The 19,540-nt window shown below is 69.4% G+C and carries 17 protein-coding genes and 2 tRNA genes; 12 read left to right on the top strand and 7 right to left on the bottom strand.

Annotation, left to right across the window (positions count from 1 at the left end; translation table 11 throughout):
- The first annotated feature begins 57 nt into the window (after positions 1-57).
- Positions 58-1,260, top strand: a complete 1,203-nt coding sequence (gene glgA / locus E6A21_RS03685) for a glycogen synthase (protein WP_138442791.1) — start codon at positions 58-60, stop codon at positions 1,258-1,260.
- A gap of 97 nt (positions 1,261-1,357) precedes the next feature.
- Here the strand turns inward: glgA and E6A21_RS03680 are convergent, their stop codons facing one another.
- The 3 genes from E6A21_RS03680 to E6A21_RS03670 form a co-directional block, all read right to left on the bottom strand.
- On the bottom strand, positions 1,358-1,807 hold the full coding sequence (locus E6A21_RS03680; protein WP_425471512.1) for an Hsp20/alpha crystallin family protein: 450 nt from the start codon (positions 1,805-1,807) through the stop codon (positions 1,358-1,360).
- Positions 1,808-1,928: 121 nt separating this feature from the next.
- The gene (locus tag E6A21_RS03675) at positions 1,929-4,088 is read right to left on the bottom strand and encodes an acyl-CoA dehydrogenase family protein (RefSeq protein ID WP_138442790.1); all 2,160 of its coding nucleotides are present in this window, start codon (positions 4,086-4,088) and stop codon (positions 1,929-1,931) included.
- Positions 4,085-4,885 (bottom strand): TetR/AcrR family transcriptional regulator, encoded by an 801-nt coding sequence (locus tag E6A21_RS03670; protein ID WP_246036180.1) that lies wholly within the window; start codon positions 4,883-4,885, stop codon positions 4,085-4,087. The genes E6A21_RS03675 and E6A21_RS03670 overlap by 4 nt, the downstream gene beginning before the upstream one ends.
- Before the next feature lie 84 nt (positions 4,886-4,969).
- Here E6A21_RS03670 and E6A21_RS03665 point away from each other — a divergent pair, with 84 nt between their 5' ends.
- Genes E6A21_RS03665 through E6A21_RS03655 form a run of 3 tightly spaced genes read left to right on the top strand, consistent with a single transcriptional unit; the run spans position 4,970 to position 8,582 of the window.
- Positions 4,970-6,274: an acetyl-CoA C-acetyltransferase gene (locus E6A21_RS03665; RefSeq protein ID WP_138442789.1), complete on the top strand. Its 1,305-nt coding sequence runs from the start codon at positions 4,970-4,972 to the stop codon at positions 6,272-6,274.
- Between the two features lie 11 nt (positions 6,275-6,285).
- Positions 6,286-7,662, top strand: a complete 1,377-nt coding sequence (locus tag E6A21_RS03660) for a 3-oxoacyl-ACP reductase (protein WP_138442788.1) — start codon at positions 6,286-6,288, stop codon at positions 7,660-7,662.
- Positions 7,635-8,582 (top strand): MaoC/PaaZ C-terminal domain-containing protein, encoded by a 948-nt coding sequence (locus tag E6A21_RS03655; protein WP_425471511.1) that lies wholly within the window; start codon positions 7,635-7,637, stop codon positions 8,580-8,582. Before E6A21_RS03660 ends, E6A21_RS03655 begins: the two co-directional genes overlap by 28 nt.
- Before the next feature lie 85 nt (positions 8,583-8,667).
- Here the strand turns inward: E6A21_RS03655 and E6A21_RS03650 are convergent.
- Positions 8,668-8,751, bottom strand: a tRNA-Leu gene (locus E6A21_RS03650).
- Between the two features lie 175 nt (positions 8,752-8,926).
- Positions 8,927-9,010 (bottom strand) — tRNA-Leu (locus tag E6A21_RS03645).
- 160 nt (positions 9,011-9,170) lie between these two features.
- On the opposite strand from E6A21_RS03645, the gene E6A21_RS03640 reads away from it, so the two are divergent.
- A complete protein-coding gene (locus E6A21_RS03640) occupies positions 9,171-10,493 on the top strand; it encodes a M20/M25/M40 family metallo-hydrolase (protein WP_138442787.1) in 1,323 nt (440 codons plus the stop codon).
- A gap of 49 nt (positions 10,494-10,542) precedes the next feature.
- On the top strand, positions 10,543-11,730 hold the full coding sequence (locus tag E6A21_RS03635; RefSeq protein ID WP_138442786.1) for an acyl-CoA dehydrogenase family protein: 1,188 nt from the start codon (positions 10,543-10,545) through the stop codon (positions 11,728-11,730).
- Here the strand turns inward: E6A21_RS03635 and E6A21_RS03630 are convergent.
- Positions 11,727-11,957, bottom strand: a complete 231-nt coding sequence (locus E6A21_RS03630) for a DUF5703 family protein (RefSeq protein WP_138442785.1) — start codon at positions 11,955-11,957, stop codon at positions 11,727-11,729. The two genes, E6A21_RS03635 and E6A21_RS03630, sit on opposite strands and share 4 nt — an antisense overlap.
- An 89-nt stretch (positions 11,958-12,046) precedes the next feature.
- Here E6A21_RS03630 and E6A21_RS03625 point away from each other — a divergent pair, with 89 nt between their 5' ends.
- Together E6A21_RS03625 and mshC are read left to right on the top strand one after the other, a co-directional pair.
- Complete coding sequence (locus E6A21_RS03625; protein WP_138442784.1) at positions 12,047-12,262, top strand: hypothetical protein; 216 nt, start codon at positions 12,047-12,049, stop codon at positions 12,260-12,262.
- A 62-nt stretch (positions 12,263-12,324) separates the two neighbouring features.
- Positions 12,325-13,599 (top strand): cysteine--1-D-myo-inosityl 2-amino-2-deoxy-alpha-D-glucopyranoside ligase, encoded by a 1,275-nt coding sequence (gene mshC / locus E6A21_RS03620; RefSeq protein ID WP_138442783.1) that lies wholly within the window; start codon positions 12,325-12,327, stop codon positions 13,597-13,599.
- A 13-nt stretch (positions 13,600-13,612) separates the two neighbouring features.
- On the opposite strand, the gene E6A21_RS03615 is transcribed toward mshC, so the two are convergent.
- On the bottom strand, positions 13,613-14,512 hold the full coding sequence (locus E6A21_RS03615; protein ID WP_138442782.1) for a proteasome assembly chaperone family protein: 900 nt from the start codon (positions 14,510-14,512) through the stop codon (positions 13,613-13,615).
- 106 nt (positions 14,513-14,618) lie between these two features.
- Here E6A21_RS03615 and E6A21_RS03610 point away from each other — a divergent pair, with 106 nt between their 5' ends.
- The 4 genes from E6A21_RS03610 (at position 14,619) to arc (ending at position 19,526) form a co-directional block, all read left to right on the top strand.
- Positions 14,619-15,347, top strand: a complete 729-nt coding sequence (locus E6A21_RS03610) for an HAD family hydrolase (protein ID WP_138442781.1) — start codon at positions 14,619-14,621, stop codon at positions 15,345-15,347.
- Complete coding sequence (locus E6A21_RS03605; RefSeq protein ID WP_138442780.1) at positions 15,344-16,522, top strand: site-2 protease family protein; 1,179 nt, start codon at positions 15,344-15,346, stop codon at positions 16,520-16,522. The genes E6A21_RS03610 and E6A21_RS03605 overlap by 4 nt, the downstream gene beginning before the upstream one ends.
- 70 nt (positions 16,523-16,592) lie before the next feature.
- Entirely contained in the window at positions 16,593-17,609 is a 1,017-nt protein-coding gene (locus E6A21_RS03600; protein WP_138442779.1) for a tRNA (adenine-N1)-methyltransferase, read from the top strand.
- A 165-nt stretch (positions 17,610-17,774) separates the two neighbouring features.
- Positions 17,775-19,526 carry a proteasome ATPase gene (gene arc / locus E6A21_RS03595; RefSeq protein WP_138443084.1) on the top strand — a complete coding sequence of 584 codons (1,752 nt, stop codon included), beginning with the start codon at positions 17,775-17,777 and terminating at the stop codon, positions 19,524-19,526.
- Positions 19,527-19,540 lie beyond the last annotated feature (14 nt).

The following is a 19,540-nucleotide window of genomic DNA, read 5'->3' as shown; positions in this document are numbered from 1 at the left end:
GGAGAGGCCTCCCGGTTCACACTAGAACACGTACCCGGCAGCGACTACGTTGGTGCCGTGCGAATTGACATTGTGACCAAAGAGTTTCCACCGGAGATCTACGGCGGGGCAGGGGTGCACGTCTCGGAGCTGAGCAAAGTGCTCGCACGGGAGGTTGATCTGCGTGTCCACGCGTTCGGTGCGCCCCGCGATCCGGAGGTCGGAGGGGCGATGGTCACGTCGCACCAGGTCCCTCCCCAGCTCGCGGGAGCGAACGCCGCCCTGCAGACCCTCGGCATCGACGTGGACATCGTCCCGGAGGTCTCGGGAGCGGATGTCGTGCACTCGCACACGTGGTACGCCAACATGGCGGGGCACATCGCGTCGATCCTGTACGGCATCCCGCACGTCCTCAGCGCCCACAGCCTCGAGCCGCTGCGGCCGTGGAAGGCCGAGCAGCTCGGCGGCGGCTACCGCCTCTCGTCGTGGGTCGAGAAGACCGCGTACGAGGCGGCCTCGGCGATCATCGCGGTCTCCCACGGCATGCGGGACGACATCCTCCGCTGCTACCCCGAGGTTGATCCGGGCAGGGTGCGGGTTGTCCACAACGGCATCGACGTCTCGCTCTGGGGCAGGGACGAGGGCACCGACCACGTCCGAGCCCTCGGAATCGATCCCGAGAAGCCGTCGGTCGTGTTCGTCGGCCGCAACACCCGGCAGAAGGGGGTGCCGTACCTGCTCCGGGCTGCGGCGAAGCTGCCCGCCGACGTCCAGCTCGTGCTGTGCCTCGGTGCGGCCGACACTCCCGAACTCGCCAAGGAGACCGGTGCGCTCATCGACAGCCTTAAGGCCGAGCGCGAGGGCGTCATCGTGATCGAGCGCATGCTGCCCCGCGCCGAGCTGATCCAGGTCCTGAGCCACGCGACGGCGTTCGCGTGCCCCAGCATCTATGAGCCCCTCGGCATCGTGAACCTCGAGGCCATGGCCTGCGGTGCGGCGGTGGTCGCGACGGCGACCGGCGGCATCCCCGAGGTCGTCGCCCACGGAACCACTGGGTTGCTCGTGCCGATCGAGCAGGTCACAGACGGGACGGGCACTCCGCTCGACCCGGAGAAGTTCGTGGCCGACTTCGCGGCCGCCCTCACGGAGGTCGTCTCCGATCCGGCCCGGGCCCGCAGCATGGGCGAGGCCGGCCGCCTCCGCGCCGAACGCAATTTCTCGTGGGACAGCATCGGCGAGGAGACGCTCGAGGTCTACCGTTCCGTGCTCGGCCAGGCCTGACTCGGCTTCGGCACGGAGAATGGACGACGGCGGCGAGCGGCCCCCGCGGGTCGCTCGCCGCCGTCGTCAGAATCCCCCACTGGCGTGAGCCGGCGCCTCAGTCCCGGCTCACGTTGATCTTCGTGGGACCCGGGCCGCCCTCAGCGGCCGCCGGGACGCGGATCTCGAGCACACCGTCCCTGTAGCTCGCCTTGATGTCCTCCTGGCGGGCGCCGCGAGGCAGCTGCACCGTCCGCGAGAACGAGCCGTAGCGGAACTCCGAGTGGTAGCCGTCCTTGGTGGTGTTCTCAGCGTTCTCCTGCCGCTCTGCGCGGATGTTGAGCTCTCCGTCGCGGACGCTGACGTCCACGTCCTTCTCTGGGTCGATCCCCGGGAGTTCGGCACGCACGATGAGCGTGTCACCCTCGCGGTATTCCTCGACGCGAAGAGATCCCGTGTCCCACTCGCCCTCCATGAAGCGCCGCACCTGATCGGGGAACCCGAACCTGCGGAACGGCGGCGGGACCGGCATGTCCCACCCTCCGCGACGGGACCATCCATCACCCATGGCAAACCTCCTCGAGGGTTCGCCCGGTCCTCTGGCCGGGCCTTGCCCTCAGGCTAGACCCGGCCAATCGGGGCGGGGAAGGTGCGGGAAACCCGCTCAGAGCGAACAAGTGCCGCGGCGGTCAGGACTCCTGTCCCGGCGTTTTCGAACGGGCCGAGGACTTCGGGCCGGCCGCTGGCTTCGGGCCGGCGGAGGACTTCGGGCCAGCCGACGACTTCGAGTGCTTCTCGAGCTTGGGCGCTGTCCCGGACTCCCGCTGCGCCTGGAAGTAGGCTGCAGCCTCAGCCTGACGCTCGGCCTCGACGCCCGTGGCGATGTTCGCCCGCAAGTGCTCGGGACCGTACCCGAAGGCCGCGACGAGGTCGAGGGCGTGCGGCCGGAGCTTGGTGAGCAGTCGGTTGATGTACTCCCCGACGGTGCGGCCGCGCTGCATGCTCAGCCGACCGTTCATGAGGTACCACGCGAGGTGCTTCTCGATGAGCGAGAGGCCGAACAGGTCGCGCAGCCACGTGAGGACCGTCTTCGTCGCGGGGTCGGCGACCTGCGCGAGCGCCTCCGTGAAGGCCTCCCACTGGAGCAGCTCGGCGTGGGCGCGTGCGGCTTCGATGAGCTCGTCCTGGTGGGCATTGAAGCGGGCTGCTGCGTCCGCCTGGGGGAGCCGATTTGCTCCGTGGAGGGCCTGGGCGACCTCGGCGACCATCGTCTGGACCCGGTCGGCGAGCAGGAGGCGCTGCGTGTCCTCGTCGCGGAGCGCGAGCGCGGCGCGCTGGGCTCGGCCGCTGTCCCGGACGAACTGGGCGACTGCACCCAGCCCGGTCTTGTAGGCGACTCCGGCCGCCTGCCCGAGCGCGAACTTCGCGAGTGCTCCGACGCCCACCGTGCGGAACTCCTTCGCATAGTCGTTGAGGAGGCGCTTGGCGACGAGCTGGAGCAGCACATTGTTGTCGCCCTCGAACGTGGCGTAGACGTCGAGGTCCGCGCGGAGGGAGGCGAACCGGTTCTCGATGAGGAAGCCGGAACCGCCACAGGCCTCCCGGCACTCTTGCAGGATGTCGAGGGCGTTCCACGTCGAAAGCGGCTTGAGTGCGGCGGCGAGCGTCTCCAGGTCCTGCCGGTCCTTGTCGGTGTCGCTGCGGCCGGAGAAGACTCCGTCGAACTTCTCGAGGAGCTGTTCGTGGGCGAAGCTCATGGCGTAGGTGGTCGCGAGGCGGGGGAGGAGGCGGCGCTGGTGCCGCTGGTAGTCGAGCAGGACCTCCTCGGCCGTGTCGGAGGATGCGTTGAACTGGCGGCGCTCGGTCGAGTAGCGGATGGCCGCCGTGAGGGCGAGCTTCGACGCCGCCGCGGCGGCGCCGTCGAGCGAGACGCGGCCTTGGACGAGCGTGCCGAGCATCGTGAAGAAGCGCCGGCCCGGGCTGGCGATCGGCGACGAATAGGTGCCGTCGGGCGCGACTGAGCCGTAGCGGTTGAGCAGATTGCTGCGGGGCACCCGGACGTGGTCGAAGTGGAGCCGACCGTTGTCGATGCCGTTGAGCCCGCCCTTGATGCCGTCGTCCTCGCCGCCGACCCCGGGGAGGAACTCGTGCGTCTCGGGGTCGCGGAGCGGAACGAAGAGGGCATGGACGCCGTGGTTGACGCCCTTCGTGATGAGTTGGGCGAAGACGACGGCGGCCAGGCCGTCCTTGGCGGCGTTCCCGATGTAGTCCTTCCACGCGGCCTTGAACGGGGTGTGGATGACGAATTCTTCCGCCTCGGGATCGTACGTGGCGGTCGTCGCGATGCTGGCCACATCGGAACCGTGCCCGATCTCGGTCATCGCAAAGCAGCCCGGGATCTCGAGGGACATGATCCCGGGGAGCCACTTCGCGTGGTGCTCCTCCGTGCCAAGGTGCAGTACGGCGGCGCCGAAGAGGCCCCACTGGACCCCTGCCTTGATCTGGAGCGAGGGGTCGGCCGCGACGAGTTCCTCGAATCCCGCGATGTTCGCGCCGTGGTCGTCGTAGCCCCCGTGCTCCTTCGGGTAGGCGCGGTGCACGGCCTTGTGGTCGACGAGGAACTTGAGCTGGGCGAAGACCCGTTCGCGGTGTTCGTGATGACTGAGGCCCTCGATCTTGTGGAGCTCGGGGCGACCGGCGAGTTCGCGTGCCTCGTGCCGCGTGCTGGCCCACGCACCCAGGAGCTGTTCGGCGAGGCCTGCGACGTCGATGCGCAGGGCCTCCTCGGCCTCATCGCTGAGGTCTGCCGGCTGCACGGCCTCGGGGAGTTCGGAAGCGAGTTCTGTCATGGCTTCTCCTTGCTTGCTGTACTGCGTGATGAGCCGGCTGCCGCCGGGCTGCGTGATAGGCCTGAGGGGTCGGCTGCCGCCGCCTCTGGCACCGTCGTGGTTTCCTCTGCCTCGGCTGCTATTCCGGCGAAGAGCCAGTCGGCAATCAGTCCGGCCATAGTGTCGAGCGTTGGCTTGGTGGGACTCTCGGGTGTCTCGAGCCAGCGTTCGCCTGCTGCGCGGACTAGGCCCATCGCGGCGGTCGGCCAGAACGCGAGGGTGGCCTGGCGTCCGGGCAGGAGGACGCGGCGCATGGGCTCCTCGATCATGCCGCCGACGGCGCCGAAGAAGTTCCCGAACGCCGCCCCCGCTTCGGCGTCGGCCGGGCTCCCGGGAGGGACGCGCGTCACGAACTCGTAGACGTTCGGCGAGCCCGCCGCCATGCCGAGATAGGCCGTCACCATCGCTCGGAGCCCCTCGTAGGGGGACTCGGCGGCTCGGGCCGCCGCGGCGATGCGCTCCTGCATCCGGGCGAGGACCACCTCGCCCATCGCGGCCTGGAGCCCCGCCTTGTCCCCGAAATAGCGGTAGAAGACCGATTTGGAGGTTCCCGCAGTCGCCGCGATCTCCTCCATCGGGACCTCTGGCCCGAGCCGGTGGACCGCGCGGCGTGCGGCTCGGATGAGGTCGCGGCGACGCTCCTCCCGGTGGTTCGCCCAGCGCGCGGTGCGGCCGTCGACGGCGGGCGCGGAGGCGCCGTCGCGCGCTTCCAGTGTCGTGGCCCGCTCGAAATCCGCGTCGGGGTGGGGGAGGTTCACGATACCCAGCGTATCAGGTACGCTTGGTATCGGTAACTCAGCTCACATCCGGGACCCCTGCTGGGCGGTCCCCTCCAGGGAGGCATGATGTCCACGCTGCGCAAGGCCGTCGTCGTCGGCGGCAATCGGATCCCCTTCGCGAGGGCCAATGGCGCCTATGCCATGACCTCCAACCAGGACATGCTGACCGCTGCCCTCGATGGCCTCGTCGCGCGCTTCGGGCTGCAGGACGAGCGCATCGGAGAGGCGGCGGCGGGCGCCGTCCTCAAGCATTCGCGCGACTTCAACCTCACCCGCGAGGCCGTCCTCGGATCGGCGCTCTCGCCCGAGACGCCTGCCTACGACGTCCAGCAGGCCTGTGCCACCGGTCTCGAGACCGTGCTCGGCCTCGCGGACAAGATCAAGCTCGGCCGCATCGAGTCGGCCGTGGCGGGCGGCGTCGACAGCGCCTCGGACGCTCCGATCGTGGTCAGCGAGGGGCTGCGGCACGCCGTCCTCGAGCTCAACGGGGCGAAGACGGTCCAGCAGAAGCTCAAGGCGCTGTCCAGGCTCCGTCCGAAGGACGTCACACCGGTTGCGCCCGGCACGAACGAGCCCCGCACCGGCCTCTCGATGGGGGAGCATCAGGCACTCACGACGGCGCAGTGGGACATCAGCCGCGAGGCGCAGGACGAACTCGCCCTCGCGAGCCACCGCAACCTCGCCGACGCCTACGGCCGAGGCTTTTTCGACGACCTCATCACGCCCTACAGGGGGCTCGCCCGTGACAGCAACCTGCGGCCCGATACCTCGATGGACAAGCTCGGGTCCCTCAAGACCGTCTTCGGGCGGCAGCTCGGCGACAAGGCGACGATGACGGCGGGCAATTCGACTCCGCTGACCGACGGCGCCTCGAGCGTCCTGCTGGCGTCGGAGGAGTGGGCCGAGTCGCGCGATCTGCCGATCCTTGCAGACGTCGTGGACGGAGAGGCTGCGGCCGTCGACTTCGTGCACGGCAAGGACGGGCTCCTCATGGCACCTGTCTTCGCGGTGCCGCGCCTCCTCGGCCGGCTGGGCCTCACGTTCGAGGACATCGACTACTTCGAGATCCACGAGGCATTCGCCGGGACAGTGCTCTGCCACCTCGCCGCGTGGGAGGACGAAGAGTTCTGCCGCGAGCGGCTCGGCCTCGACGGTGCCTTCGGCAAGGTCGACCGCGCCAAGCTCAACGTGAACGGGTCCTCGCTTGCGGCGGGCCACCCCTTCGCAGCGACGGGCGGCCGCATCGTCGCCACGCTCGCGAAGCAGCTCCACGAGCGCGGGTCCGTCGGGGGCCGTCCGGCGCGCGGCCTCATTTCGGTCTGCGCAGCGGGCGGGCTCGGCGTCGCCGCCGTGCTAGAGGCGCGCTGAGGGGGAGCGGAGTGACAGACACGTACACGGCCTTCGTGAGCCGCGGCTGGGGCCGCGACATCGCCAAGCGTCTCGGGCTCCCGCAGCCTGTCGAGCTTCGCCGCTACCGCCCCGGCGCACCCCTGCTGCCCGGGCCGGCGCTCCTTGTCGGCTCGGGGCCCTCGGCCGAGGCGGTTGCCTCGGCACTGACGGAGTGGGGCGTCGAGGTCCGGCGTGAGGGCGCGCCCGACGGCGGGGCCTCCCGGCCGGACGACGGCGCGAAGGCGCCCAAGCTCGGGGCCATCATCCTCATGCTCGAAGGGATCGAGCGCCCCGAAGACCTGAGTGCCCCCGTGCTGGCTGCAGGCCAGGCCGTCCGGTCCCTTGCTCCGTCTGGACGGGTCGTCACACTCTCGCGCCGGGCTTCGACCCAGGACGAGCCGGCTGTTGCGGCCGCGCGACAGGGGGTCGAGGGCATCCTCCGCTCGCTCGCCAAGGAGCTGCGCGCCGGAGCCACCGGCAACGGAATCCTCCTCGCCGAGGATGTCACCGCCGACGCCCCGAGCGTGATCGGGGCTCTGCGCTTCCTGCTCTCGGGCCGTTCTGCGTTCGTCGACGGCCAGTTCCTCACGGTGGGGTCCAGCGCAGGCGAACTGCCCTCGGACCCAGAGCGCCCGCTCGAGGGAAAGATCGCGGTGGTGACGGGCGCCGCTCGGGGGATCGGAGCCGCGATCGCGCGCACCCTCGCCCGCGACGGCGCGAAGGTGGTCCTCGTCGATGTCCCGGCCGCGGGGGAGTCCCTCGCGAAAGTCGCGAACGAGGTCCGTGGGACCGCGCTCCAACTCGACATCACGCGTCAGGATGCGGGGGAACGCATCCTGGCCCACGCTGTCGGGCGCTACGGGCGGCTCGACGTCGTGGTGCACAATGCGGGAATCACCCGGGACAAGCTGCTCGCCAATATGGACGCCGCGAGATGGGACTCCGTGATCGCGGTCAATCTCGCAGCACAGCTCCGGATCAACGAGGCGTTGCTGGGGTCTGACGGCTTGGGAGAGGGCCTCCACATCGTTTCGGTGTCCTCGACGAGCGGGCTGGCGGGAAACCGGGGCCAGACGAACTATGCGGCGTCGAAGGCGGGCGTCGTGGGGATGGTGCGTTCGACGGCGGCCCGGCTGGCAGCGCGCGGGGGAACCGCGAACGCCGTCGCGCCCGGCTTCATCGAGACCGAGATGACCGCGAGGATTCCTTTCGCGACCCGCGAGGTGGCGCGCCGCCTCAATTCGCTCCAGCAGGGCGGCCAGCCGCAGGACGTCGCCGAGGCCATCGCGTTCCTCGCCTCGGACGCAGCAGCTGGAATCACGGGGAACATCCTGCGGGTATGCGGTCAGAATCTGGTGGGGCAGTGACCGCGCCGGTGAGCGGCCTCGAGACCGTCGAGCTCCCGGAGATGCCGTCCCTCTCGCGGCTCTATGTGGCCGCAGCGCGGGACGCGGCGAGGAAGCTCGTCGGCAGGGCGAGCGCAAGGGTCTCCCTCCCCAGAGCGCGGCATCACGTTGCCGGGGTCCGGCCGGACCTGGTGAAGATGACGGAGTACCAGACCCTCCTCGGCGAGACGAAGCGGGACGTCGCCCCCGCCGGCTACGTGCACACTCTCGCCTTTCCGGCGGCGATGTCGGTGATGGGCCGGGAGGACTTCCCACTCCCGCTGCTCGGCATGGTGCATCTGCGGAATTCCGTCGAATACCTGTTGCCGATCCGCTACGACGACCTCCTCGAAGTGTGGGCCTGGGCCGAGAACCTGGCGGGTCACCGCGCCGGCACCCAGGTCGAGCTTGTCGTGGAGGTGCGTCACGCGGGCAATGACGACGTAGCGTGGCGGGGGACGTCCACCTACCTTGCCAAGGGCGTTTACCTTCCGGGCGTCGACAAGCCCGGCCTGAACGGCCAGCGGGACGAGTTCAGCCCGCCGGCCCCGACGGCGCTGTGGCGTCTCGCGTCGGAGACGGGCCGCGAATATGCGGCCGTCTCGGGCGACTTCAACCCGATCCACCTGAGCTCGATCTCAGCGAGGGCACTCGGAATGCGGCGGTCGATCGCCCACGGCATGTACACGGCATCGCGCGCCCTTGCCGAAGTCGGGCCCCAGAAGGGGGACACGTTCACCTGGGACGTCGCGTTCGAGGCGCCTGTCTTCCTTCCCGCGCGCGTGTGCCTCAGCATCACGGATATCGCGGACGACGACGGAACGTGGGCGAGGTCCGAATTCGTGGGGTGGAACGCCTCGTCGGGGCGGAGGCACTTCAGGGGCACCATCGCCCGGCTCTGAAGCGGCCAGGCCAGCACGCTCCACCGCAAGAACGCCCGACCATGCAGGAACGCCCCCGGTCCGAAGACCGGGGGCGTTCTCCCTGTGCGCGGAGGGGGACTTGAACCCCCACGCCCTAAACGGGCACTAGCACCTCAAGCTAGCGCGTCTGCCATTCCGCCACCCGCGCAGGCGGTCGCCGGAGGCCTGATACCGCTGTTTTCCTCCGTGGCAACGAGTAAATACTCTACACCATCGGGACCACTTCTCCGCCACTCCCTGGCCTGCCACGCCCTTGAGCCGGGGCGCCCGGCGAGGGCCGGAAAACGCAAATGCCCCGGTCGGAAGACCGGGGCATTTCACTGTGCGCGGAGGGGGACTTGAACCCCCACGCCCTAAACGGGCACTAGCACCTCAAGCTAGCGCGTCTGCCATTCCGCCACCCGCGCAGGTGATCGCCGGAAGGTTCGCGCAGTGCGATCCGTCCGGGCAGCGAGTAAGACTGTACACGATCTGCCGCCTCTGGAGAAATCGGATCGGGGCGGGGGAGGAGCGAGGGCGAGGGATAGGCTGGCCTCACCGATCCGTCGCAGCCGAGGAGGAATTCCTATGCCTGACCGCCCGCTCGAGACGTCGCTTCGCGCCGAGGACGAAGTGGTCGACATCTGCCAGAACCTCATCCGCTACGACACGAGCAATTACGGAGACGGTTCGGGCCCAGGGGAGCGGGCAGCGGCGGAATACACGGCGGAGCTGCTCGAGGAGGTGGGGCTCGAGGCGGAGGTCTTCGAATCCGCCCCTGGCCGAGCGTCCGTGGTGGCGCGCATCGAGGGGACCGACCCGAGCGCGAGCGCACTCGTCGTCCACGGCCACCTCGACGTCGTTCCGGCGCAGAAGGAGGACTGGAGCGTCGATCCGTTCGCTGCCGAACTCCGCGAGGGCCTCATCTGGGGCCGCGGGGCGGTCGACATGAAGGACATGGACGCCATGGTCCTCTCGGTGGTCCGTGAACTGCAGCGGACCGGCATTCGTCCCAGACGCGATCTCGTGATCGCGATGTTCGCCGACGAGGAGGCCGGCGGCACCTACGGGGCCCGCTGGGCCGTGGACAACCGCCCAGAGCTCTTCGAGGGGGCCAAGGAGGCCATCAGCGAGGTCGGGGGCTTCTCCGCCGAGATCGGCGGCCAGCGGACCTACATGCTGCAGACTGCCGAGAAGGGCCTTTCATGGCTCAAGCTCACGGCGAGCGGGCGCGCGGGGCATGGTTCCCAGACGAACACGGACAACGCCGTGACCCGGCTCGCCCGAGCCGTGAGCCGCATCGGGTCCCATGAGTGGCCGATCGAGCTCACGGACACCACGCGCCGCTTCCTCGACGGTGTCACGGAGCTCACCGGCGTCGCGTTCGACCAGGAGAACCCCGAGATCCTCCTCAAGGAGCTCGGAACGTTCGCGCGCTTCGTCGGAGCCACTCTCCAGAACACCTCGAACCCGACGGTTCTCAAGGCCGGCTACAAGGACAACGTCATCCCGGGGAGCGCGGAGGCACGCATCGATGTCCGGACCCTCCCGGGCCAGGACGAGCTCGTGCTGGAGAAGATCAAGGAGCTTGCCGGCGAGGGCATCGATTTCGCCTACGTGCACCACGACGTCTCGCTCGAGACGCCTTTCGAGGGCGCCCTCGTCGAGTCGATGGTCGGCGCGCTCGAGGCCGAGGACCCGGGGGCGCGGGTCCTGCCGTACACGCTCTCGGGGGGCACCGACAACAAGTCCCTGAGCCGGCTCGGCATCACGGGGTACGGCTTCGCCCCCCTCCGGCTTCCTGCCGAGCTCGACTTCGCGGGGATGTTCCACGGGGTCGACGAACGCGTTCCCGCCGAATCGCTCCGCTTCGGCACGAGGGTCCTTCGGCGGCTGCTCACCACCTACTGACGGCTGGGATCCGCACCCGGCAGCGGCTGGGGCCCGGACGGGTCCCGCGATGAGAGGAGGCGGCTTGGATCTCGATCCGTCCACTGTGCTTCCCGACCAGCTCCTCGAGCGCATCCGTTCGCGGGCGGCCGGCTACGACGAACGCAACGAGTTCTTCCGGGAGGACATCGAGGAGCTGACGACCGCGGGGTATCTCAAGGCGTTCGTTCCCGAGGGCGACGGCGGGCTGGGAGCCAGCCTTGCCGACGTCGTCCGCCTCCAGCGGCGGCTCGCCTCCGCGGCGCCCGCGACCGCCCTGGGCATCAACATGCACCTGGTGTGGACCGGCGTCGCCCGCGTCTTCCAGGCACGCGGCGATTCCTCGCTCGACTTCGTCCTCGAGGAGGCGGCGGCAGGGGAAGTCTTCGCCTTCGGCATCTCCGAAGCCGGCAACGACTCGGTGCTCTTCGACTCCGTCACGACTGCGACCCCGCTCCCGGACGGCGCCTACGCCTACACCGGCGTGAAGGTGTTCACGAGCCTCGCGCCCGTCTGGACCCGGATGGGCACGTTCGGCAAGGACGAAACCGGGCCCGAGCCACGCCTCGTCTACGGCTTCATCCGCCGGGACCAGCCGGGCTGGCGCCATCTCGACGACTGGGACACGTTGGGCATGCGCGCGAGCCAGTCGTGCACGACAGTCCTCGAGGGTGCCGTGGCGACGGCGGACCGGATCGTCCGGAGGCTCCCCGTGGGCCCGAATCCCGATCTCCTGATCTTCGGGGTCTTCGCGGTCTTCGAGACGCTGCTCGCTGCGGTCTACACAGGGATAGCGGAGCGCGCGCTCGACCTGGGGGTCCAGGCGGCGCACCGTCGGAAGTCCCTCCGGAACGGGGGCAGGCCCTACTCGCAGGATCCGGACATCCGCTGGCAGCTCGCCGACGCCGCGATCGCGCTCGATGGCGTCCTGCCGCAGCTCGAGCGCATCGCGGGCGACGTCGACGGCATCGAGGACCGCGGCGGTGCCTGGTTCCCCGCCCTCAGCGGGCTCAAGCACAGGTCCACTGAGACGGCCCGTCGGGTCGTCGACATCGCGATGCGGGTCGGCGGCGGTGGCGGCTACTTCCGCTCGAGCGAGCTCCAGCGCCTCTACCGCGACGTGCTTGCAGGCCTCTACCACCCCTCGGATCCCGAATCGGCGCACGCAACCGTCGCGAACGCCCTCCTCGGTCCCCTCGAGGATGAGGCGGGGAGCTAGGCCGTCCTTTCGACCACCATCACCTTGCGGCGCAGCCAGTAACGTCGGACCCCACCCATGTAGAGCCGACTCCGCTCGAGCTCCCACTTGCCGTATTCGGAGTGCTCGCGTACGCGCTGACGCGCCGCCGCGATCGATTCCCCTGGATTCACGGACAGGACGAGGTACTCGTACTTCCCCTGCGCTGTGCTGCGGGCCGGGCCCGAGCTGAGGATCCGTTCCTTCATGGCCCTCGCTTTCTGACGTGCTTCTCCGACGCCCAGACCGGCCTGTACCCGTCTAGGCAGGTCCCCCGCATTCAGATTACCGTGGGGCCATGAGCATCGACCCGCGCGTGGCCCTCGGTTCGCTGACGGCGGCACTCGAGGAGCACCTCGTGGCCGCGGCCTCCCGGCGCGGCGACGACGACCCGGCCGTCGAGGCCGCCTACTTCGCCATCGCCGATGCGTTCGAGGCCTATGCGGACGCCCTCTACGACGCCTACGGCGAGGACCTGCCGATCGACCTCCTCGACGACGGCGAGGAGGGCTAGGAGGCGGCCGGCATCGCGGGCGGCTGCGCGGAGCGGTCCGCGCGGGGCACTAGGCTTGTGGGGTGAAGACTTGGCGTCAGACTGCCGTTCCGTCCCTTCCAGGCCAGAGCGGGGCTATTCGACTCTGGGACTCAGCGCGGAATGAGATGGCCGAGATCCCTGTGGCCGCCGAGCAGTCCATGTACGTCTGCGGCATCACCCCCTACGACGCCACGCATCTCGGCCACGCGGCCACCTATGTCGCGTTCGACCTCCTCCACCGCGTGTGGCGCGACGCCGGGAGCACGGTGGCCTACGTCCAGAACACGACCGACGTGGATGATCCGCTCCTGGAGCGGGCCGACGCCACGGGTGTGGACTGGCGGACGCTCGCGAAGGAGCAGATCGCACTCTTCCAGGGCGACATGGAAGCCCTCAACGTCCTGCCGCCGGATCATTACGTGGGCGCCGTCGAGTCGATTCCCTGGATCGTGCCCGAGGTCGAGCGGCTCCTCGCGGAGGGGCTGGCCTACCAGCTCGCGGGCGCGGAAGGCGAGCCGGACGGCGATGTCTACTACGACGTCACGGAGGCGACGCGGCGCGCCGACTCGCCCGAGGCGTGGCGCCTCGGGCAGGTCTCCCACCTGACCGTGGCCGAGATGATCGAGGTGTTCGGGGCACGCGGGGGCGATCCCGAGCGCCCGGGCAAGCACAGCCCCCTCGACCCGATCCTGTGGCGCGAGGCGCGCCTCGGCGAGCCGCGGTGGGACGGCGGAAGCCTGGGCAGCGGGCGCCCCGGGTGGCACATCGAGTGCACCGTCATCGCCCAGCGCTTCCTGCCCGCTCCCTTCACCGTCCAAGGCGGAGGCTCAGACCTCCAGTTCCCGCACCACGAGATGGGGGCAGGGCACGCCTGGTCCCTGCACAAGGTTCCGCTCGCGCGCCACTTCGCCCACACCGGCATGGTCGGCCTCGACGGGCAGAAGATGAGCAAGTCGCTCGGCAACCTCGTGCTCGTCTCGAAGCTCCGCGCGGCAGGCGAGGCGCCCGAGGCGATCCGCCTCGCGATCCTCGCCAACCACTACCGCTCCGACTGGGAGTGGACGGCGGAACTCTTCGAGGCCGCAAAGGCCCGGCTGAACCGCTGGCGGGAGGCCGTCCCCCGAGCGGCCCACGGGTCGGCGGAGCTCCTCGTCGCAGAGATCCGCGGCGCCCTCGCCGACGACCTCGACGCGCCCCGCGCCCTCGCGGCCGTCGACAAGTGGGCGGACGACGCACTCGCGGACGGCGAAGGGGAAGCGTCCGACGGCGAGCTCGTCGCCGCCGCGGTCGACGCCCTCCTGGGCGTCCGCCTCTGACGGGGCTGCCCCGTCAGTTGGACGCCCCGCCGTCCTTGCCGCGGCGCTTGAGGTAGCGCTCGAACTCGCGCGCGATGGACTCGCCGGTGGCTTCGGGCAGGTCGGCCGTGTCCTTCGCCTCCTCGAGCTGCTGGATGTAGGCGGCGATCTCAGGATCCTCGGTGGCGAGTTCGTTGACGCCGCGCTCCCACGCCTCGGCGTCCTCGGCGAGCTCGTTCGTCTCGAGCGGTACCTGGATGAGCTCCTCGATCCGGTGCATGAGGGCAAGCTGGGCCTTCGGTGACGGGGCCTGCGCGACATAGTGGGGGACGGCGGCCCAGAGGGAGACAGTCGGAATGCCGTGGTGGTCCGCTGCGTCGGCGAACACCCCGACGATGCCGGTCGGTCCCTCGTACTGGGACGCCTCGAGATTGAGCCTCTCCCTCAGGTCGCCTGCCTCGCTCGTGGCGGTGACGGGAATCGGCCGGCTGTGCGGGACGTCTGCGAGGAGCGCGCCGACCACGATCAGGTAGTCCACGTCGAGGTCCTCGACGTACTCCATGAGCTCTTCCGTGAACCCGCGCCAGCGGTAGGACGGCTCAGTGCCCTGGACGAAGACGAGATTGATCGGGAACCCCTCGAGCCGTGCCGTGGACACGCGGGTCGAAGGCCAGCGGATCCTGCGCCGGCCAGAGCCCGAGCGCCGCACCGTAGGCCTCGTGAACTGGAAGTCGTAGTAGTCGTCGGCGTCGATGGCCCCGACCTTCTGCGCACCGAACTGACGCTTGATGGCCCTGATCGCCTCGGTCGCTGCCTCACCGGCGTCGTTCCAGCCCTCGAAGGCCGCGAGCATGACCGTAACCCGCTCGCCGTCTTCAGGCGTCGGGAAGAGGCCAGGGTGGGGGGCCGGAGCGTCGGCGTCGAACTCGTTCATCGCTCCAGACTATGACCAAGCGGCCCGCTTCGCAGGGCCTGTCCCGCAGTCACAGGCGAGTTTCGCGGAGGGAGGACAGCCGGGCGCTCCCCGTAGACTGGTCCATATGCGCCTTCCCGCTGAAACCGACCTCGCACCCCTGCGTGCCGTCCTATGGGACATGGATGGGACGCTCGTGGACACCGAGCCGTACTGGATCGTGGCCGAGGGAGAGCTGGTCGAGGCTTACGGCGGGACGTGGAGCCACGAACAGGCGATGCGGCTCGTCGGGCAGGCCCTCCCCACGTCTGCTGGAATCCTCCAGGAGGCCGGGGTGGCCCTCGGGAAGCGGGAGATCATTGATCGCCTCACCGGGCGCGTCATCGAGCAGCTCGGCCACGCGGTGCCGTGGCGGCCGGGTGCCCAGGACCTTCTCGGATCCCTCGTCGACGCCGGAATCGCCTGCGCACTCGTCACGATGTCCGAGAGGCCGATGGTCGAGAAGATCCTCGAGCATCTCCCCGGCGGCACGTTCCGGGCCGTCGTGACCGGCGACGCGGTGACGCACGGCAAGCCTCACCCCGAGCCCTACCTCAAGGGCCTCGCCCGGTTGGAGCACGTGCTCGACGGCGCGGCACTGGCCCTCAGCGAATGCGTCGCAATCGAGGATTCGGCCCCTGGGGCGGCCTCGGCCGTGGCCGCCGGGCTCACCACGATCGTCGTCCCGAGCGCAGTCGCAGTCCCGGGAGACCTCGGCGCGGAGCAGTGGGAATCCCTCGAAGGGCACACCCCAGCCGACCTCTCGGCCGTGCTCGCTCGGGCGTCGGTCGGCTTCGCCCCTCAGGGCAGCGCATGAGCTCCGCGGACCAGCAGCCCCCGCAGGACGGGGGCGGACACGCCCACGCATCCGAAAGCCGTGCCCGCGACGGGATCAGGCTCGGGCGGATCGCCGGTGTCCCCGTCTACCTCGCGTACTCGTGGTTCCTCATCGCAGGGTTCACCGTCGTGGTCTACGGGCCGACACTGGCCCTGCGGGAGCCGCAGCTCGGGAATGCCGCCTACCTGGTGGCGCTCGCGTATGCCGTCCTCCTGCTGCTGTCAGTGCTCGTCCATGAGCTGGCGCACGCGCTCAGCGCGAGGGCATTCGGCTGGCCGAGCCAGAAGATCGTGCTCAACCTCTGGGGAGGCCACACCCAGTTCGAGGCCTTCACGGCCTCCCCGGGGCGCTCCGTCGTCGTCGCCTTCGCCGGCCCCATCGCCAATCTGGTTCTCGCGGGCGGAGCCTGGCTGCTCGTCACCTCGGTCGAGCTGACGGGCGTGCCCGACATCCTGGCGAACATCTTCATGTGGGCCAACCTGCTCATCGGGCTCTTCAACGTGCTCCCCGGCCTCCCCCTCGATGGGGGGCGACTGGTCGAGAGCATTGTCTGGAAGGCGACCGGCTCGCAGGAGAAGGGCACCATCGCCGCGGGCTGGGCGGGGAGAGTCGTCGTCGCGGGCATCGTCTTCTTCGGCCTCGTCCTGCCTTGGCTCCGAGGCGGGTCGCCCGACATCTCCTTCACGCTCGTCATGCTCCTTGTGGCCGTCTTCCTCTGGCAGGGCGCGTCCGCCTCGATCCGGAGCGCCGGCTTTCGGAGCCGTCTTCCGAACATCGTCGCGGGCCGTCTGGCCGTCCCGGCAGTCGGCGTGCCGAACTTCGCGTCCGTGGACGAGGCACTGCAGGCGGGCGCCGGCCAGGGCGTCGTCGTCGTCCTCTGCGCGCCCGACGGCAAGCCACAGGGCGTCGTCGACCCCGCCGCCATCGCCAGGGTGCCCGACGAAGCCCGGGGGAACACACCCGTGACTGCCGTTGGATACGCGCTCGCGGCCGGTGCCTACGTGCCCGAAAGCGCGGCCGGCCAGGAGCTCGTCCAGTACCTCGCGCAGCTCCAGGGCACCGAGTACGCCGTCATCGATGCTGCCGGCCGGGTCGTCGGCCTGCTCAGCCAGAGCGCGGTGGTCTCCGCCATCTCGGGCCGCTCGGCCCGCTAGCCCCGGCGGCGCTCGGAACTACGCCGCGGCGCAGGTCCAGGCACACGTCACCACACCGAAGAAGGGATCCATGACCGAGAGCAGCACCCCCACCCCGCCCGAGCTCCTGCCCGAGCCCACGGGCGCCGCCAACCGGCGCGGCCCGTTCCGGGTAGGGGAGCGCGTCCAGCTCACCGACGAGCGGGGGCGCATGAACACGATCACCCTCGAGGACGGAGGGGCGTTCCATACCCACAAGGGATTCCTCAACCACGACGTGATCATCGGCCAGCCGGACGGCTCTGTCGTCACCAATACCGCGGGCCACCAGTACCAGGCGCTCCGTCCGCTCCTCTCGGACTTCGTGCTGTCCATGCCGCGGGGCGCCGCGGTGGTCTATCCGAAGGACGCCGGCCAGATCATCACGATGGCCGACATCTTCCCCGGCGCTCGGGTCGTCGAGGCCGGCGTCGGCTCGGGCGCGCTGTCCATTTCCCTCCTGCGGGCCGTGGGGGACGCCGGCTACCTCCACTCGTTCGAGCGTCGCCAGGAATTCGCGGATATCGCCCGCGGAAATGTCGAGACCATTTTCGGCGGCCCGCACCCGGCCTGGCGCATTTCGCTCGGCGACTTTCAGGACGAGGTGGTCAAGGCCGAGGAGGCGGGCAGCGTCGACCGCGTCGTGCTCGACATGCTCGCGCCCTGGGAGTGCCTCGACGCCGTTGCCACTGTGCTCGCTCCCGGCGGCGTCTGGATCAACTACGTGGCCACGGCGACGCAGCTCTCCCGCACAGCCGAGGCGATCCGTGCGGACGGGCGCTTCACCGAGCCAGACGCGTGGGAGTCGATGGTGCGCGGCTGGCATCTCGAGGGCCTTGCGGTGCGGCCGGAGCACCGCATGGTGGGCCACACGGGATTCCTGCTCGTGGCCCGTCGCCTCGCCGGTGGCGTCGCGCCCCTCGTCCGGAGGAAGCGTGCCAAGGGCGAATTCGCGCAGGAGGACCTCAACGCGTGGACTCCCGAATCAGTGGGGGAGCGCCCGGTGTCTGATCGCAAGCTCCGTCGTGCGGCCCGTGACGCGCGGGCTGGAAGGGCCGAGGAATCCTGACCGGCCTGCACACCTGAATTCCTTCCGACGGAACCTTTTCCTCGCCCCGTGCATTGCGTGAATGTAACGCTTAGCGTCTCTGGTGCTCAAAGCGGTTTGCACAGGGCCAAGGAGGGCTAGTGTCGATACATCGGAATTTTCCGAGGTAGGGAGGGTGTGAGAGTGATGGAAGAGCGCAACGGCACCGGATCGGGTCGTGAAGACGCCACCGCACGAGCACACGCGGAGCAGCAGAGCGTCCTCGAGCGTCAGGTGAATGTCCTCCGGGACAAGCTCCGGACGGTGGACCGGCAGCTCTCGGCGGCCACTTCGAACAACACCCGCATGGCGGAGATGCTGCAGACGGCCAAGGGGGAGATCCTCCGCCTGAAGTCCGCCCTCGAGCATGAGGGCCAGCCGCCCTACAGCTATGGAACGATCGTCCAGCTCAACCGCCGTCGCCCAGCCGGGGGCTCCGCCGCCGCCGTGACCGACGAAAGCGCCGACGTCGTAACGGCTGGGCGGAAGATCAGGGTGGGCCTGAGCCCTCTCGTCTCCATCTCGGAACTGAGCGTCGGGCAGGAAGTCCTCCTCAATGAGGCGTTCGAGGTGGTCGCGGGGCTCGGCTACGAGCGCTCGGGTGAGCTCGTCACGATCAAGGAGCTGCTCGGCGCGGACCGCGTCCTGGTCGTCGGACGCGGCGACGAAGAGCGCGTCGTCCGCCTCTCCGGGCCGCTCCAGCTCGAACAGCTGCGCGTCGGCGACGCGATCTCGGTCGACAACCGCACGCAGACCGCCCTCGAGAAGGTGCCGCGGTCCGAGGTCGAGAACCTCGTGCTCGAAGAGGTCCCGGACATCAGCTACGACGACATCGGTGGGCTCGCGTCGCAGATCGAGCAGATCCGGGATGCGGTGGAACTGCCGTTCCTGCACCCCGGCCTCTACCGCGAGCACGGGCTCAAGGCCCCGAAGGGCATCCTGCTGTACGGCCCTCCAGGCTGCGGCAAGACGCTCATTGCGAAGGCCGTCGCGAACTCCCTCGCGGCCCGGGCAATGGAGCGCGCGGGCGGCCAGGACATCAAGAGCTACTTCCTGAACATCAAGGGCCCCGAGCTCCTCGACAAGTACGTCGGCGAGACCGAGCGCCACATCCGCCTCATCTTCTCGCGGGCGCGTGAGAAGGCCTCGGACGGAAGCCCCGTGGTGGTTTTCTTCGACGAGATGGACTCGCTCTTCCGGACACGCGGCACCGGGGTGTCCTCGGACGTCGAGACGACGATCGTCCCGCAGCTACTGAGCGAGATCGACGGGGTCGAGCGGCTCGACAACGTGATCGTGATCGGTGCATCGAACCGCGAGGACATGATCGATCCTGCGATCCTCCGCCCTGGACGCCTCGACGTGAAGATCAAGATCCAGCGGCCCGACGCTGAGGCCGCCGCAGACATCTTCTCGAAGTACCTCACGAGCGACCTGCCGATCCATCCTGCGGACCTTGCCGAGCACGGCGGCGACCGGACGGCCACCGTGAACATGATGATCCAGCGCACGGTGGAGGCGATGTACTCGACCGACAAGGTCAACGAGTACCTGGAGGTCACCTACGCGAACGGGGAGACGGAGATCCTCTACTTCAAGGACTTCAACTCGGGAGCGGTGATCCAGAACGTCGTAGACCGGGCCAAGAAGTCGGCTATCAAGGACCTCCTCACGACCGGGTCCAAGGGCATCCGGGTTGAGCATCTCCTGCGTGCAGTCGCCGACGAGTTCCGCGAGCACGAGGACATGCCCAACACGACCAATCCGGACGACTGGGCGCGGATCTCCGGCAAGAAGGGCGAGAGGATCACATACATCCGCACGATCATCCAGGGCAAGGGTGGAAGTGAGCCCGGACGCTCGATCGAGACGACCCAGAGCACGGGCCAATACCTGTGACCCCAGCTGGGAAG

Source organism: Sinomonas susongensis (genome assembly GCF_005877005.1).
GTDB lineage: Bacteria > Actinomycetota > Actinomycetes > Actinomycetales > Micrococcaceae > Sinomonas > Sinomonas susongensis.
Note: the sequence above shows the minus strand (reverse complement) of the source record. Positions and strands in the feature narration are given on the sequence as shown.